Origin of the sequence: Paraburkholderia oxyphila NBRC 105797, from assembly GCF_000685075.1 — a bacterium.
GTDB lineage: Bacteria > Pseudomonadota > Gammaproteobacteria > Burkholderiales > Burkholderiaceae > Paraburkholderia > Paraburkholderia oxyphila.
The window spans coordinates 71,291-86,804 of sequence record NZ_BAYD01000019.1 but is presented as its reverse complement, the minus strand read 5'-3'; the positions used below and the strand labels follow the sequence as shown (position 1 = coordinate 86,804).

General features: G+C 65.6%; 13 protein-coding genes. 6 read left to right on the top strand and 7 right to left on the bottom strand.

All coding sequences use genetic code 11. The features are described from left to right. Positions 1–46: 46 nt before the first annotated feature. Complete coding sequence (locus BO1_RS15155; RefSeq protein ID WP_028218273.1) at positions 47–475, bottom strand: TOBE domain-containing protein; 429 nt, start codon at positions 473–475, stop codon at positions 47–49. A gap of 239 nt (positions 476–714) precedes the next feature. Here BO1_RS15155 and BO1_RS15150 point away from each other — a divergent pair, with 239 nt between their 5' ends. Together BO1_RS15150 and BO1_RS15145 are read left to right on the top strand one after the other, a co-directional pair. Next, entirely contained in the window at positions 715–1,599 is an 885-nt protein-coding gene (locus BO1_RS15150) for an extracellular solute-binding protein (RefSeq protein ID WP_028218272.1), read from the top strand. Between the two features lie 10 nt (positions 1,600–1,609). Further along, positions 1,610–3,490: an ABC transporter ATP-binding protein/permease gene (locus tag BO1_RS15145; RefSeq protein WP_028218271.1), complete on the top strand. Its 1,881-nt coding sequence runs from the start codon at positions 1,610–1,612 to the stop codon at positions 3,488–3,490. Positions 3,491–4,141: 651 nt separating this feature from the next. On the opposite strand, the gene BO1_RS15140 is transcribed toward BO1_RS15145, so the two are convergent. After that, on the bottom strand, positions 4,142–5,164 hold the full coding sequence (locus tag BO1_RS15140) for a hypothetical protein (RefSeq protein ID WP_028218270.1): 1,023 nt from the start codon (positions 5,162–5,164) through the stop codon (positions 4,142–4,144). A gap of 979 nt (positions 5,165–6,143) precedes the next feature. Between BO1_RS15140 and BO1_RS15135 the strand changes: the two genes are divergently transcribed. Then, the gene (locus BO1_RS15135; RefSeq protein ID WP_043284949.1) at positions 6,144–7,148 is read left to right on the top strand and encodes a DUF1571 domain-containing protein; all 1,005 of its coding nucleotides are present in this window, start codon (positions 6,144–6,146) and stop codon (positions 7,146–7,148) included. 258 nt (positions 7,149–7,406) lie between these two features. On the opposite strand, the gene BO1_RS51200 is transcribed toward BO1_RS15135, so the two are convergent. Further along, positions 7,407–8,033 carry a thioredoxin fold domain-containing protein gene (locus BO1_RS51200; protein ID WP_084687974.1) on the bottom strand — a complete coding sequence of 209 codons (627 nt, stop codon included), beginning with the start codon at positions 8,031–8,033 and terminating at the stop codon, positions 7,407–7,409. A gap of 617 nt (positions 8,034–8,650) precedes the next feature. Between BO1_RS51200 and BO1_RS15120 the strand changes: the two genes are divergently transcribed. From BO1_RS15120 to BO1_RS15110, 3 genes are all read left to right on the top strand, one after another. Then, positions 8,651–9,691, top strand: coding sequence for a glycosyltransferase family 2 protein (locus tag BO1_RS15120; RefSeq protein WP_028218267.1), 1,041 nt, complete (start codon positions 8,651–8,653; stop codon positions 9,689–9,691). 124 nt (positions 9,692–9,815) lie between these two features. Continuing rightward, positions 9,816–10,973 (top strand): DegT/DnrJ/EryC1/StrS family aminotransferase, encoded by a 1,158-nt coding sequence (locus BO1_RS15115; protein WP_028218266.1) that lies wholly within the window; start codon positions 9,816–9,818, stop codon positions 10,971–10,973. 34 nt (positions 10,974–11,007) lie between these two features. Continuing rightward, the gene (locus BO1_RS15110; protein WP_028218265.1) at positions 11,008–12,165 is read left to right on the top strand and encodes a glycosyltransferase family protein; all 1,158 of its coding nucleotides are present in this window, start codon (positions 11,008–11,010) and stop codon (positions 12,163–12,165) included. Here BO1_RS15110 and BO1_RS15105 read toward each other — a convergent pair. From BO1_RS15105 to BO1_RS15090, 4 genes are all read right to left on the bottom strand, one after another. Continuing rightward, on the bottom strand, positions 12,131–12,586 hold the full coding sequence (locus tag BO1_RS15105) for a hypothetical protein (RefSeq protein ID WP_156992267.1): 456 nt from the start codon (positions 12,584–12,586) through the stop codon (positions 12,131–12,133). The two genes, BO1_RS15110 and BO1_RS15105, sit on opposite strands and share 35 nt — an antisense overlap. Positions 12,587–13,012: 426 nt before the next feature. Next, entirely contained in the window at positions 13,013–13,507 is a 495-nt protein-coding gene (locus BO1_RS15100; protein WP_028218263.1) for a nuclear transport factor 2 family protein, read from the bottom strand. A gap of 73 nt (positions 13,508–13,580) precedes the next feature. After that, positions 13,581–14,303: a TetR/AcrR family transcriptional regulator gene (locus BO1_RS51195; protein ID WP_084687973.1), complete on the bottom strand. Its 723-nt coding sequence runs from the start codon at positions 14,301–14,303 to the stop codon at positions 13,581–13,583. A gap of 172 nt (positions 14,304–14,475) precedes the next feature. Beyond that, positions 14,476–15,423, bottom strand: coding sequence for a DMT family transporter (locus BO1_RS15090; protein WP_043284948.1), 948 nt, complete (start codon positions 15,421–15,423; stop codon positions 14,476–14,478). Positions 15,424–15,514 lie beyond the last annotated feature (91 nt).

The following is a 15,514-nucleotide window of genomic DNA, read 5'->3' as shown; positions in this document are numbered from 1 at the left end:
GACCAGCGCGCGAGCCGGTTCAGCGCAGGCCGTCCGCGCGTATGAATCAGGCGTCCACGCCCACGATCACGCTCGACGCCTTGAAGAGCGCCGAAGCCGTCTTGCCCGCTGCCAGGCCGAGGCGGTCCGCGCTTTCGTTCGTGATGATGGCTGCGATCTGCGCGCCGCCAGGCGCCGCGATCACGACCTCTGCATTGACGGCGCCCTTCGTAACCGAAGCGACGGTGCCCGCGACGACGTTGCGCGCGGAGACCTTGCTGGCGTCTGCGTCGACCATGACGATCACCGACGATGCCTTCACGAGCGCAAACGCGCTTTTGCCTGCCGCGAGGCCCAGCGACGCGGCACTGCCATGCGTGATGATGGCGACGATCTCGAGACCGCCGTCGGCGCGCAACGTGACTTCGTCGTTGACGGCGCCGGCCTTGACCGCGGCGATCTGGCCGGAGAAATGATTACGGGCGCTGGTACGCATGATGGCCTCCTGTTGAACCGCACGCTGAGTGCGGCCCCATGCAAAGTTGAGATTTGGCGAAACAACGCGACAACCGGCGCGGCGCGCGCCGGCGAGATGTCCGAATGCAGACGCCCAGTGTAGCCGCGCAGCCGAATCACGCACAGGTGTTATCGGGAAGATTGGCCATGTGGCCAGGTGCATGAACCCGACAGTCCGTCGTAATATATGGACCTTTATAACGCTACGGGGTAGAAGAGATGATCCGCAAGCTGATCGCATCTGTCGTGGTGATGTCGGGCGTGCTCGCCGCAAGCACGAGCGCCTTCGCGGCCGATGACAGCGACGTCAACGTGCTCTACGCAGGCTCGCTCGTGAATCTGATGGAAAAGAGCGTCGGTCCTGCGTTCGAGAAGGAAACAGGCCTGCACTTCAAGGGTTACGCGGCCGGTTCGAACAAGATCGCCAACGAAGTGAAGGGCAAGCTGCGCCGCGGCGACGTGTTCATCAGCGCGAGCCCGAAGGTCAACGCCAACCTCATGGGCGAAGCGAACGGCAATCATGTTTCGTGGTACGTGAATTTTGCCGAATCGCCGCTCTTGATCGGCTATAACCCGAAGAGCCGCTTCGCCGCCGACTTCAAGACGAAGAAGTGGGATCAGGTGCTGCAGGAGCCGGGCATCCGTGTTGGCCGCACCGATCCCAAGCTCGACCCGAAAGGCGCCTTCACCGTCGAGCTGATGACGAAGGCCGCGCAAGCCTACAGCCAGCCCGACCTCGTCGAGAAGACGCTCGGCGCGCCCGAGAATCCCGCCCAGGTGCTGCCGGAAGAAACGCTGGTGGGCCGCCTGCAGTCGGGCCAGCTCGACGCGGGCTTCTTCTACTCGACCGAAACGTCTGACCTGAAGATTCCGTCGATCCACCCCGCACCCGAGCTGGGGATCAAAGCCAACTACACGCTCACGATCCTCAACGACGCGCCCAATAGCGCGGGCGCCGCGCGCTTCGTCAACTTCCTCCTGAGCGCCGAAGGCCGCAAGCTGCTCGCCGAGCACGGCGTGGATGTCACGAAGCCCACGGTCAAGGGCGAGGCGCAGGCCATTCCGCCTTCGGTGCAGGCCGTGATCGACGCCGCCCAGCAATGATGCAGCAGCCATGACCCAACCCGCGCAGCGCGCCGCAAGGCCGCTCTGGTGGCTCGGCGCCCTGCTCGCGGTCTATCTGTGCGCGCCGTTTCTCGCCAGCATTCCGCAGATCGATCAGGCGGACTGGGCCGGCGTCGACTGGCACACCATGGGGTCGGCCGTCGGCGTCTCGGTGGCGAGCGCGAGCGTCGCCTCGCTCATCATCCTCGTGGGCGGCGTGCCGCTCGGCTATTGGCTCGCGCGTTCGCGCGCACGCGGCGTCGCCCTGCTCGGCTTCATCGTGCAATTGCCGCTCGCGCTGCCGCCCCTCACGAGCGGCGTGCTGCTGCTGTTCCTGATCGGCCCGTATAGCGCCATCGGCCAGCTCTTCAACGGCGCGCTCACCGACTCCTTCACCGGCATCGTGCTCGCCGAGACCTTCGTGGCCGCGCCGTTCCTGATCGTCGCGGCGCGCTCGGCGTTCGCCGCCGTCGATCCGGTCTATGACGACGTCGCCGCCACGCTCGGCCATCACGCCGCCAGCCGCTTCTTCCGCGTCACGCTGCCGATTGCGTGGCCCGCCATCCGCGCGGGGCTCGCACTCGCGTGGCTGCGCGCGTTCGGCGAATTCGGCGCAACGGTGATGGTCGCCTATCACCCGTACTCACTGCCGGTCTACACCTACGTGGTATTCGGCGGCCAGGGACTGCCGGCGATGATGCCGCTCCTGCTGCCGACGCTCGCCATCGCCATCGTCTGCGCGGTGCTCTCGGTGTACACCCGCAGCGCGCGCGCCACGCTCGCGGTGAGCGTCGACAACGGCGACGAGCTCACCGCATTCACGCCCGCCGCCACGGCAGTGGATGCCGGCGATCTGCGGCTCGCGTTCGCGGCGCAGCGGCGCCTCGGCGCCTTCACGCTCGACGTCGCCTGGCAGCCGCGCACGAGGCGGCTCGCGATCATCGGTCCCTCGGGCTCGGGCAAGTCGCTCGCGCTGCGCATCGTCGCGGGCCTCGAGCCGAACGACGCGGGCTTCGTCTCGCTCGGCGCGACCGACATCGGCGCACTGCCGCCCGAGCGGCGCCAGATCGGCTACATGCCGCAGGACTATGGCCTGTTTCCGCATATGACGGTGGCGCAGCAACTGGCGTTTCCCGTCGATGCCGATGCCGCCAGCGCACGCTACTGGCTCGCGCATCTGGGCCTCGACACGCTCACGCAGCGCCTGCCGCGCCAGCTCTCGTTCGGCCAGCGCCAACGCGTGGCGCTCGCCCGCGCGCTCACGCGGCACAGCCCGTTGCTGCTGTTCGACGAGCCGTTCGCCGCGCTCGACACGCCGCGCCGCCGCAAGCTGCAGCAATCGCTGCGCGCCCTGCAGCGCGAGATCGGCGCGGTGACCGTGATCGTCACGCACGACCCCGACGAAGCCGCGCAGCTCGCCGACGAAGTGCTCGTGATCGAGCACGGCCGCACGCTGCAGGCCGGCCCCGTCGACGAGGTGTTCGCGCGGCCCGCCTCGCTGCGGGTGGCCGAATTGCTCGGACTGCACAACATTGGCGTTGGCGTCGTGCTTGAGTCGGGCGAGATCGAAACGGCGGGCGGCCTGCGCCTGCCGTGCAGAGACGCTGGCCTCGATGTGCCGCTTGCACGAGGCACGCGCGTGATGTGGCGCGTGTCGCCACGCGCGCTGTGCGCGACGACCGGCGGTTCGCTCGAAGGCCGCCTCGCCGGCATCTCGCTGCGTCACGGCGACCGCTACGTCACGCTCGAGCTGGCCGGCGAGACGTTCGACATTCCCGCCGATGACGCGGCGTTGCCGCACGCTTGCATACACAGTGGCGAGCACACCCGCGCCCTGCGTTTCGAAATCGATCCCGCGGGCGTCACCGCGTGGCCCGCCGCTCACCCCTGAAAAAGCTCACCTTTCGGTGTCGCTACGCTTCGCTGGCGCGATGCCGAGCGTTGCGACACCAGGCAAAAGGCCTTGTTTTCCGGCGCTTTCAAGACTTTCTGCTCGAACGGTTAGTGTTTCGAAACGACCGCGCGCACCGCTCCCGAATAACCTCACCTTTGACGCTCAGGCACGGCTTCGCACGCCGGATCGAGAAAGATTCGCATCGCTTAACCTGGGACTACCAGGAAATTATTTCGCGGCGCGACGAAAAAACCTGCGCTTCGCAGCCGCTTTTCGGCTTGAGGGGTCTTGGTGACTCGCTCGCGCGCCCGCGCAAACGGTGAATAACGAACGATTCGCTGACCTCACCGCATGGCGCCGCTTCGCAAGCTAGCGTCTGCTCCCGAAAACTCTCACCTTGAGTCACACACGCTTGCGCGCCGCGGCGCGAGCAATCGTCTCGCGTGACCTGGGACTCCCAGGAAATTTTTCACCGCAATGTCTCGAAGAATCGCGCGATTTCTTGCGCTGGTGTTGAATCTCGGGTGAGTGGTGCAGAACCACAGCGCTTCACCTCACGTCGCACAACGGCGCGCGCTCATGCCTGCGCCACACTCCCGAAAACGCTCACCTTTCGCGCAACGACGCCCTGTTGCGAACGCCTCCGGCTCAAATCACGAAGCGGCTATCCTCGTCCAATACCCTCGGCAGTGCCATGAGATCCGAGCGCGCGAAGCGTATCAGCGAGAACGCGCGCACGCCCTGCGGACTGCCCGGAAGACGCGCGAGCGGGAACACGATCTCCGCGCCGCCGCCAGGCGCGCCGCGCTCGATCACGACGTTCATCGGGCTCAGCCGCACGTGCTTCATCTCGACGTTCGCGTGCTGCGCGGGATGCGTGAGGACGTCGCAAATCACGTCCATTTCATGCTCGAGCGCATCCGTCTTCAGACCGAGCGCCGCAAGCGCCTGTTCGTTCGCGTCGATTTGCGCCTGCAGTTGCGCAAGCTCCGCGGCGTTCGCGATCGCGCGCTCGCCCACCATCTTCTGCGTGCCCGCGCCCTGACGCGTGAGCAGCTGGCGGCGCGTGCGCAGCAGCGCGCGCTCCTGTTCCAGCGCGTCGCGGCGCGACTCGTCAGCGCCGATCTGCGCGAGACCTTCGAGCGCGATCTGCTCGACCACGCGCTGCACGATGTGCTCGCGCAGGTCCGCTTCGGATTCACCGCAGACACGCACCTGATGATCGTCGAAACTCAGCGTGGTCTGGGCGACGTCGGCATGCACGTGGTCGCCTTGCTGCGCGACGCCGAAGCCGCGGCGCTCGTTCATCGCCATGCCCAGTACCGCCCAGGTTTCGCGCGCGAGCGGATGGCTCTCGAACCACGCATGCAGATCGGGCGAGCGGCTCAGCACGTGCGCGATCTCGTCGGGCACGGCAAAGAACGCGTGAATATAGGGATCGGCAAGCCAGTTCGCGGCGCTCGCCTCACGCGCGGGCGGCAGGCGCTCGACGATGTCGCTCACGTACGTAATCGATTGCGCGAGCGCGGGGCCCAGCCGCTCGCGATAATCGCGCGCCAGCTTCAGCGAGGGGCTGAGCACGATCAGCCGTTCGACGAGCGCGCGTGTCTGCGCCGTCTCCTGAACCGGCAGCGCGCGTTTGCGTGGCCACAGTCGGTCGAAAAAGCCCATGGTGCAACTCCGTAGCGCGGCGCCGGCGGCGCTCGAGGGTCGAGCCGGCCAGCGCATATCGCGAGTCACTATACCGTTTCCATGGTGCACCTCTATGACAGCTTGCCGGAGCGCCCCCCTCCCGAAAACGCTCACCTTTGCAGATTCGCCCAGACGCTTTGGGAGAGAAAATCCGCGAAGCAACTTATCAATGTGCAGGAAAAAACGCTTTTTTGACACCTCTCAGTGAATATCGGCTCCCGCAGACACTCACCTTTGCCATTTGAAAACCCGATTACCCAGTCAACGGCGATTTTTCGACACTCGCCGCATACCTGGCACCCGCGCCCCCCGAAAACGCTCACCTTTGGTGACTACCCCCAAAATCGACTCCCGAATTCCCTCACCTTTAAGCACGCCACGCAGTTCGCAAACGATGGCGTTACACGCACGCCAGTTACTTCGGATATCGAATCAGTTAACCGATTTAGCCAGCAGCCCGAAGCGATCGCGCCGTGCCTTCTTCGACTGTGCGGCAATCGGGGTTTGCCTCAAGCCTTTCGTTGAGTCCTTCAAATAGCCTGCGCTGCGCTCATGTCGTTCACGCGGCGCGCATACTCCGGCCAACATTCGCGCCCAGGCGCACACGGTTGCGCGTCTCATCGCCGCGCTCGGCCTGGAGGCGCCCGTGGGAGTGGCTGCGTGCGGTAATCGCAGGCACAACGCAAGCGAATGGCGAACGGCCGATCGCCGTCGACCAGCACGAGGGCGCACAAGCGCCCATCGCGCCAGCGCCACTGGTCAGCCGGGCGGCGATATAGTCACACCGCCTGCGTCTTAACTATAAAGGAATGCAAACTAATTGTGCGCCACGCGCTGCGCGATGAGGAAATTGAGAAACAGGCCGCAGCGCAGCCCTTACCATCGCGCTTTTTGCCACGCCGTTTGCTGTTCTGTTTGACGTTTCGTTCAAGAAAGTAGCGACACAGGGAGCCAAACCATGAATACCGATCCACTGCATTCGACACCCCCCGGCGCTCAGCCCGCTCGCGCGCCGGCGCGGCGTGCGTGGCGCCTCGCTGCGCCGCTCGCCTGCGTGGCGCTGGCCTTCGCAAGCACCACGGCCTTCGCGCAAGACAACGCGCCGGCCGAAGCAAGCGCACAACCGAACGCACAACCAAGCGCCCAGCAAGACGCAGCGCCAGCCGCGGCGAGCCCATCGGGCAACGCCGCCGCCGAAGTCGGCAAGCTCTCTCTCGAGCAGCAGGTACGCTGGCTACAGCGCGCACAAAAGACCGGTGCGCTCGCGAAGATGAGCGACGCGCAGCTCACGGCGCTGTTTCAGGCATTCGATCCCGTCGTCGTGCCCGCGCTCATCCAGCTCGGGCCTTCGGGCTATCCATCATACGAATTCGTGCTCTCGCGCTGGGAGCGCCTGAACGGCAAATGGCCCAGCAAGCCCGCGCACATGCTCGTCAAACTCACGCACGATCCCCTGCGCATCTACGCGAAATGGCTGCCCGACGGCGAACATTCGGGCGAAGAGGTGATCTACGACGCCTCCAGACGCACCGACCAGATGTACGGGCATCTGGGCGGCCTGCTCGGCGTCATGCCGATGTGGACGGCGCTCGACGGCTCGCTCGCGCGCTCGCAGTCCAATCACAAGATCACGGACCTCGGCACGGAGTTCATCGTGGGCCAGTTCATGACGGACGCGAAGAAGTACGTCGAAGTGGGCGCGCCGTACAAGCCGCAAGTGGAGGTGAGGACGATCGGCGGCGTGCGCGTGGTGGCGCTCACTTATGATTCGCCGGTCGGCAAGCCGCAGTTCCATGCGAAGAAGCAGACGCTCGGGCTCGACCTGCGCCGCCCGTATTTCCGCACCGTCGAAGCTTACGACAACGACGGCCAGATCTTCGAAAAGATCGTGATCGAAAGCATCACGCCGAAGACCTTCGAGGCCGACGCCTTCGATCCGAAGAATCCCGACTACAAGTTCTAGTGCGCGTTGGCAGCGCACCGCGCAGCGCAGCGCAGCTCAAAGGTGAGGCTTTTCGGGATCTGCCGACTCCTGGAATTCCTCACCATTGCCGTGCCGGTGAGATTGCCGCGCCTCGCACGGCTCACCCTGAGCCTGCATCTCCTGGAATTCCTCACCATCACCGGGGCCGGTGAGATTACCGCACCTTCCGCGGCTCACCATAAACCGACATCTCCTGGAACAGCTCACCTCAGCGGCACGCTGCCCTGAATTCCACGCTCAACGATAGCGCTGCAATTCAGGATCCTTGATCGGCTGCGCGGGCAAATTGAGCAAGCCTGGCAGCATGCTGAGCTTCGGCAGGCCGTCGAGATCGGCCCAGCGGCCACCCGAGCCCTGATAAATGATGGTGGGCGTGCCCTGGAAACCCAGGTCCTGGAACAGCTTCATGTTGCTGTCGAGTTGCGCCTGCGCGGCCGGCGGGATGCTCGTGAGCGGCGCGATGCCGCCCGACTCGTCCTTCTCGGAGTAATGCGTCTCCAGTTCCTTCAGGAGTGCCGCGCTGTTCTTCGACTGCAGCAGGGCCGCCGCCTTGCCCGCCGAATCGGGCTTCAGAAAGCCCATTGGAATCCAGTGAACCTGGAGCCCGACGGCTTCATACGGTTGCAGCGCTTTCCACACCAGGTGACAAAAAATACAGTTGGGGTCCATGAAGACATAAAGCGTCGACTTGACGTTCGCACCACTCGCGCCTTCGACAATCGCGCTCGCGCTCTGGAATTGCGTGGCGGCCGTGGCCGGCAGCCACGCGGGCTCGTCGGCGGCCATGCTCGATGCCGGAGCCGCCAATGCGCCCAATGTGCTCAGGGCACCCGCTGTAATCAGTGTCGTGATCCACTTCTTCATTCTATTCACCTCTGGGCCTGCTGCGCGTGCAGTCAGGCGCCCTTTGTCATATCAATCGGCTCGATACCGGCCTCGGCAAGAAGCACCGTATCTTATGGCGCGGGCGTGGCGCGCCCCTGACGCGATTATGGCAAGACTGTCAGGTGAGCACAAAGGTGAGTGTTTGCGGGAGACGCGGCGCGCTTCGCCGGGCGGGCGCGAGCGTGTGTGCATGAGCACACGCGGCGGCACCGCGGATGCGTTCGCTCCATCTCCTGGAATTCCTCACCTTATCGAAGGTGAGCAAAACGCGGTGTCCAAACTGCGCTCCCGTGCGTCTGCGTCATTGTGTTGAACACCGCACACATAGGCATCGATAGCGGTGGCGCGCGCTATCGCCCGTGAGCTATAAGATTACCAATTACTTTCATTTCGCTATCAGCGCCAGCAGAAGTGAAAGTCTTTGGTTGCCGGCGACGCGCAGCACGACGAGCGGCAATCAGGCGAACGGATCGGCAGGACGGACAGGAGCGGTAACGCAGGGCAATACCGACCAGCCGAAACGTGTCAGACAAGCGCTCAAAGCAGCGCACAAAACGTCGCACGAGCATGCGCTCGCTGACTACGGGGGACAAGCGGTGAAGGACATCACAGTCGTCATATGCAGCTACAACTACGAGCGGTTCCTGCGTGAAGCCATCGACTCGGCGCTCGCTCAGGAACCGCAGCGAACCCAGGTCGTCGTGATCGACGATGGCTCGACCGACGGCTCGCGCGACATCATCGCGAGCTACGGTGCGCGTGTGACACCGGTCCTGAAGGCCAATGGCGGGCAGGCGAGCTCGTACAACCTCGGCCTCGAAATGGCCGATACCGAGTACATCCTGTATCTCGACTCCGACGATGTCTTGTATGAAGGCGCGGTTGCGCAAGTGCTCGACACATTCGAGCGCGGCGGCTACGCGAAAGTGCAATTCACGCTGGACGTGATCGACGGCGACAGCCGGTCCATCGGCGTCTGCGTGCCGCATTCGCAACCGCCCGCCGAATGCGCGGGGCTGCTGCGCAGTGGCTGGCTCTACCCGTCGCCGCCGGCGTCCGGCAACGCGTATCGCGTCAGCGCGCTCAAACGCGTGTTGCCATTGCCGAAGACGACGCGCCGCGGCATTGCCGCCGACTTCTTTGCCATCTACGGCGTTGCGCTGGTTGGGCAGGTGGGCGTGATCGACACACCGCTTGGCGGCTATCGCGTGCATCGGGCGGCCGACGAAAGCGGAGCGGCTGCCAAACCGCGCGCCGGGCTCTCGATTGCGAACAGCCAGGACGTTGCCGAGGTCGTGCAAGCGTTTCCGCAACGCTGGGACGCGCTGCGCGAGCTCGTGAGCGAGCGCCTCGGCGAGCAATTGCCCGAGCAGCCCATGGACTTCTCATACGAGAAAGCTCATCTGTGCCTGCGGGTGTACGACGCTCCGTTGTGGCGGCGCTGGCATTGGATCGTTTTCGACTCGCGGCGCTACTTTCGTTCGATCCTCGCCAATCCGTTCTGGACGACGCGCAAGAAGTTCGCGGCGGTCGCATTGACGCTGCTCTGCCTGCTACCGCTGCGCAGCGTCAGCGATCAAGCCATTCGCTTTCTCGCCAATCCGCTCGCGCGGGGCAGCCAGACCCATCGCTCCTGATCCCGCAAGGATTTGATCATCCAACGCCAATTACCCAGGTATTCAATTCGGCATCCTTAATTATTACGACGAAATACGGTCGCTCTGAAAACAACCGATAACCACGCTCACGGGACCCAACATCATGATGAACGACACGAAAGCCGCGGTAGTGCCGGTCACCCAACCCTTTTTGCCGCCCCTCGGAGAATTCCTGCCTTACCTGGAGCAGATCTGGTCGAACCGCTGGGTGACGAACGATGGTCCGCTGCACCATCGGCTGGAGCAGGCGCTCTGCGAGCACCTCGGCGTGGAGCACATCAGCCTGTTCTCGAACGGCACGCTCGCGCTGATCACAGCGTTGCAGGCCCTCGAAATCACCGGCGAAGTCATTACCACGCCGTTCTCGTTCGTCGCGACGACGCATGCGATCCACTGGAACGGCATCAAGCCGGTTTTCGCCGACATCGACCCCGTGAGCATGAATCTCGATCCGGCACGTATCGAAGCGGCGATCACGCCCGCGACGCGCGCCATCATGCCGGTGCACGTCTACGGCAACCCGTGCGAGGTCGAGGCGATCGAACAGATCGCGAATCGCCATGGCTTGAAGGTGATCTACGACGCCGCGCACGCGTTCGGCGTGCGGCGCAACGGCCGCTCGGTCCTGAGCTTCGGCGACATGTCGGTGCTGAGCTTTCACGGCACCAAGATCTTCCACACCTTCGAAGGCGGCGCGATCGTCTGCCGCGACGCGCAGATGAAGCGGCGCATCGACCGGCTCAAGAACTTCGGCATTCAGGACGAAGTGACCGTGGTGGGCCACGGCATCAACGGCAAGATGAACGAGGTACAAGCGGCGTTCGGTCTCGTGCAACTACAGCACGTGGACTGGACCCACACGGCGCGCGCACGGATCGACGCCTACTATCGTGAGCGTCTCGGTCACGTGAAAGGGCTGCGCCTGCATCGAATCAATCCGGACAGCACGCCTAACTATGCGTATTTTCCCGTGCTCGTGACGCCAGACTTTCCGCTCAGCCGCGACGCGCTTTACGCGGAGCTGCGTGCGCGCCAGATCGCCGTGCGGCGCTACTTCTATCCGCTGATCAGCGAATTCCCGGCCTATAGCGGTCTCGCTTCCGCGGCACCCGGGAATCTGCCGGCGGCGCAGGCGATCGCGGAACAGGTGCTGTGTCTGCCCGTCTTCCCCATGCTGGAGCGCGAGGTGCAAGACCGCATCATCGACATCGTGCTGGCCGCGGCGCACGCATCGGTGCAACCGACGCATGCGGTGCAATGAGCGTGCCGGCCAGGACGCGCGAGGAGCACCGCTCATGAGCGACAGCGCTTTTCCCGATGACGAACGCGAGAGCGCACGCGCGTGCGAAGCGCTCCGAAAGCGCACGCGGGTGCCTCGCGTGCTGCTCTCTCCCTTCACCAATACGACGAACCCGTACATCGATTTGCAAAAGCAACTGCTGCGCGACATCGGCTACGACGTCCGGCCGCTATCGTTGCGCTACCTGCTGCGCGGCGGATGCTTCGATCTGTTCAGACGCTCGACGGTGCTGATGCTGCACTGGATCGAGCTGCGCGCCTTCATCGACAAGGGGCAAGGCGTCGTGCCGCGGCTACGCGGCTTGCCGGTGGTGCTGCTCTATTGCGCGTTGATGGCGCTCGGTCGCGCTCGTGTCGTCTGTTTCGTGCACGACCACGCGGTGCACAACGCGCGCGGCGCCGTGCGCGTGCTCTCCGTTGCCTTGATGTCGCTCGTGCGCTGGCTCGCCGATATCCGCATCGTTCACGATCCCCACTACACCGGGCATTTTCGCGCGCGCTATCTGCCGCATCCGCTCTATTGGGACGTGCCGGGTCACGCGGTGCCACCCGCGCGGAGCGGCACGCGCGAGGCGTCGTTTGCGATTCTCGGCACCGTCGAGCCCTACAAGGGCATTGCCGAGGTGCTCGCCGCCTGGCCGGCCGGCCACAGGCTGCTGATTGCCGGACGAGGTCAGGCCGCCTATGTCGATGCGCTGCGCACGATCCTGCGCGAGCGGAATCTCTCGGCATGCGTCACGCTCGATGCGCGCTTTCTAAGCGATGCCGAATTCGACGCGCAAATCAGCGCCGCCGACGTCCTGATCCTGCCGCACGTGGCCGATTCGATGCTCGTGAGCGGCGCGTTCTTCGAGGCGATCGGACGCGTGCCGGTGGTGATCGGGCGGGCCATCCCGTTCATGCGATGGGCCGCTGAGCAGTTCGACAACGTCCTGCTATTCGAGCACGAAGCGGAGCTGCCGGAAGTGGTGCGCTTCGTCACGGAAAACTGGCCGCGTTTTTCGGCGGCGCAGGCGGTGGCCGCGCGTCGACAGCAGGCCATCGACATGTTCGGGTGGGAGACGTGCCGGCAGCGCTATCGGCAATGCTTCGACGCGTTGACGCAAGACCGGGACGCGCTCAGAACTTCACCCGCAGTTGAAACCCGATCGTGAAAGGCAGGTCGTCGGAAGGAATCGGCGGGATGACGATGAAGTTCACGCCCACGCGCTTGTAGGCAACCATCACGATGGGCGCGGCCACGGGCCCGATCGTGTGATTGTGGCCGAGCCCCCAGTCGCCGTAGTTATAGCCCGAGATGATGCCGCCCATCGCCGCCAGACGCACGTAGCCCCAATGCAGGAATTCGGGGGCCCAGACCGCGCCGCCGTACCATGAGGGCCGCCGCAGCGAATTGCGAAAGCCGCCGGCCGTGAGCGCCCATGTGTCGCCGGGCCAGCATTCGATGCCGAGGCCCGGGTTGAACTGCTCGAAGTCTTTGTCGGGGTGAATGTGGTACGAGCCGACCATCGCATCGACCCACAGGCCGGCGCCGCACCAGTTGGCCGCGCGCGCGCTCGTTGCCGCGCCAAGCATGAGCGTCGTGCACGCGATGAGCGTAGCCGCCTTCGGAATCTTCTTGCGCCCGTTGAGTGTTGCGGGGGGCCTGGCGCGCGCGTCGGCCGCCGGGCGCGCTTCAGGACTTGCCCCAGTCTCTCGCACAGCGGGTGCGATCCCGCGCCAACTTGTCCTGCCACCGCGCACTCGCCAACACCGCATGGGCTCTCCGTCCTCTCGCTTGCCGATTCGCTTCGGTTCGTATGCTGCTGGGTCTGTTGAGGGTCTCTTTCCGGTGACTGCAAACTGTACAGCAAGAGCGCCCGCGCGCGTATGGAATCCAGGCTCGGAATCGCGCAGCGAGCCTGCAGGCGCCGCCGCTCGGCGCGTCCATGATGGCAGCCCGATGAGTCTCCGCGATGAAGCTTCGGGCCGCGTGCGATGGCGTGAGACGATGCGTCCCGCTCAGAGCCCGAGATCGCTCAAGCCCGGATGATCGTCGGGACGGCGGCCGAGCGGCCAGCGGAAAAGCCGGTCTGCTTCGCGAATCGGCAAGTCGTTGATGGAGGCATGGCGGCGCGCCATCAGCCCGTTCTCATCGAACTCCCAGTTCTCGTTGCCGTACGAGCGGAACCAGTTGCCCGAATCGTCGTGGCACTCGTAGGCGAAGCGCACCGCGATGCGATTGTCCGTGAACGCCCACAGTTCCTTGATGAGCCGGTAATCGAGCTCGCGGGCCCACTTGCGCGTGAGAAACGCGACGATGGCTTCGCGGCCCGTCACGAACTCGGCGCGATTGCGCCAGACGCTTTGCGGCGTGTAGGCAAGCGCAACGCGCTGCGGATCGCGCGTGTTCCAGCCGTCCTCGGCCGCGCGCACTTTCTGGATCGCGGTCTCACGGGTGAAGGGCGGCAGCGGCGGGCGGACTTCGGCTGGCGTCGTCGGTTGGGTGGCACTCATGCGTCTGCTCCATGGAGAGGGCGGCGCACCGGGACGGTGCGCACACATAGAAACGGCAGCGAAGCTCGCGCGGCTAGCGGCGCGCTCGTGCGGCCTCGCGCTTGTTGGGTACGGCGCCGCGCGTTCGCGGCGCTCGAGGTGATCGAGCCAATCGGTCCGGCCGGGGCGCGAGCGCATCGAGCAAGTGCTGGCCGGCGGCGCGCGCATCGAGCGCCGCGTCCGCCTCGCCGCTCACGAGCGCCACGCCAATCGCGCCGTCGATCAGGATCAGCCACTGGCGCGCGAGCCGCGCCGCCACGCGCCGGTCCGCGCCAACCGCTTCGGCCCATGCTGTGCATTGCTCACCGACGAAAGCGAGCAAGCGCGCCTTGTGCAGGCGGGCGACCTCGCGCACGGGGTCGTCGGGCGAGGCGGTCTCGCCCGCGGCGTTCAGGAACGCGCAGCCGTGAAAGCCGTCCGAGGCAAACCACTCGCGCAACACGTCGAACATGCCGATCAGGCGCGTGCGCGGCGTGCGGCCGCGATGCAACGTGCCTTCGACGAACCAGCGCATCCAGCGCTCGTCGCGGCGCGTGAGCGCGGCGGCGACCAGCGCATCCTTCGACTCGAACCAGGTGTAGAAACTCTTGCGCGCCGCGCCCGCCGCGCGGACGATCGCGTCGACTCCGGTGGCATGGATGCCGCCCGCGTAGATGAGGGCCTCGGCCGCATCGAGCAGACGCTCGCGCGCATCGGGCAGGGAAGCAGGCGGGGAGGCTTGCGGCGCGTCGGCGGCGGCACGCGTGTTGTTGCTCATGACTTCATCTCTTCGCAGGGTGTCCGCTTCGCGCGTGGGTCAATCGGGCCGTGGTCGATCAGACGACGGCACGCGAGGTGGAACGATCGTTCTCCATGCCACGCAATGTAGAACGATCATTCTCCGAAGTCAAGACACCGCGTGGGCGCGCGGGCGCCCGCCGCGTCATGAGTCATGCGTCCTGGCCACCCGGACGCCGCCACACGGCCGGTCCCGCAATCACGAACACGGCCGCGACAACGAGCGCGAGCCCGGCAAGCCGCGCGGGCGTGAGCGGCTCGCCCAGCACGAGCGCCGCGAGCACCACGCCCGAGACGGGCGCGACGGCCGTGAAGATGGCTGCCTCGGCGCCCGTCACGCGCGCCGCACCCGTGTACCAGAGCCAGAAGCCGCCCACGGTTGGCACCAGCGCGTAATACGCCACGGCCAGCACGGCGTGCGAGGGTAGCGCATGCAGCGTGGCCGGCCAGTAGGGCAGCGCCGCGGCGGCGGACACGGCAAGGCCGATGCCCGTCATCGCGGCCGATTGCGCAAGCGGCGGCCAGGGCGTCGCCAGACGCTTGTTCAGCAGCACGAAAAGACTCTCGCAGACCACCGCGCCGATCAACAGCGCGTCGCCCGTCAGCGAGCGGTTGCCTGCGTGCTGTGCGGCGGGCGCGAGCGTGACCAGCGCCACGCCGAGGCTCGCCACCAGAACCGCGGCCAGCGTGCTTGCGTGCAGGCGCTCGCGCAGCACCACGGCGGCGGTGAGCGCGCACACGGCGGGCAAGGTGCCGAGGATGATCCCCGCGTCGGCGGCCGAGGTCCGCTGCGTTCCGGCGATCAGCAATACGGTGTAGCCGACGCTGCCGATCGCCGCCTGTGCGATCAGCAGGCACGCGTCGCGCAGGCCCGGGCGCGGAAACGCGGTGCCGGTCGCGCGCATGAGCACGAGAAACACGGGCAGTGCAAACGCGAAGCGCAGCGCGGTCGCGGGCATCGGATCGAGTCCGGCGCCGATGATCTTGCTGGCAATCACCGTGCTGCCCACGGTGATCATGGCGAGGGTCAACTGCAGATGCGCGACGGACCGCGACGACGATGCGCGCGGCGATTTTGCTGGTGACAGCGAAGAGGACATGGGGTGCTCCAGGAATTGAAGCACCGGTATAGAACGCGGCGGGCGCGGCGTCTTGGATCGGTGTGCGGCAAGGCAAGCGACGACGCCTGGC

What these genes read in the sequence shown, in the direction of transcription:
- BO1_RS15150 (WP_028218272.1), top strand. Translation starts at nt 715, where the DNA reads ATGATCCGCAAGCTGATCGCATCTGTCGTGGTGATGTCGGGCGTGCTC.
- BO1_RS15145 (WP_028218271.1), top strand. Translation starts at nt 1,610, where the DNA reads ATGACCCAACCCGCGCAGCGCGCCGCAAGGCCGCTCTGGTGGCTCGGC.
- BO1_RS15115 (WP_028218266.1), top strand. Translation starts at nt 9,816, where the DNA reads ATGATGAACGACACGAAAGCCGCGGTAGTGCCGGTCACCCAACCCTTT.
- BO1_RS51200 (WP_084687974.1), bottom strand. Translation starts at nt 8,033, where the DNA reads ATGAAGAAGTGGATCACGACACTGATTACAGCGGGTGCCCTGAGCACA.
- BO1_RS15110 (WP_028218265.1), top strand. Translation starts at nt 11,008, where the DNA reads ATGAGCGACAGCGCTTTTCCCGATGACGAACGCGAGAGCGCACGCGCG.
- BO1_RS15135 (WP_043284949.1), top strand. Translation starts at nt 6,144, where the DNA reads ATGAATACCGATCCACTGCATTCGACACCCCCCGGCGCTCAGCCCGCT.
- BO1_RS15105 (WP_156992267.1), bottom strand. Translation starts at nt 12,586, where the DNA reads ATGCTTGGCGCGGCAACGAGCGCGCGCGCGGCCAACTGGTGCGGCGCC.
- BO1_RS15100 (WP_028218263.1), bottom strand. Translation starts at nt 13,507, where the DNA reads ATGAGTGCCACCCAACCGACGACGCCAGCCGAAGTCCGCCCGCCGCTG.
- BO1_RS15090 (WP_043284948.1), bottom strand. Translation starts at nt 15,423, where the DNA reads ATGTCCTCTTCGCTGTCACCAGCAAAATCGCCGCGCGCATCGTCGTCG.
- BO1_RS15140 (WP_028218270.1), bottom strand. Translation starts at nt 5,164, where the DNA reads ATGGGCTTTTTCGACCGACTGTGGCCACGCAAACGCGCGCTGCCGGTT.
- BO1_RS51195 (WP_084687973.1), bottom strand. Translation starts at nt 14,303, where the DNA reads ATGAGCAACAACACGCGTGCCGCCGCCGACGCGCCGCAAGCCTCCCCG.
- BO1_RS15155 (WP_028218273.1), bottom strand. Translation starts at nt 475, where the DNA reads ATGCGTACCAGCGCCCGTAATCATTTCTCCGGCCAGATCGCCGCGGTC.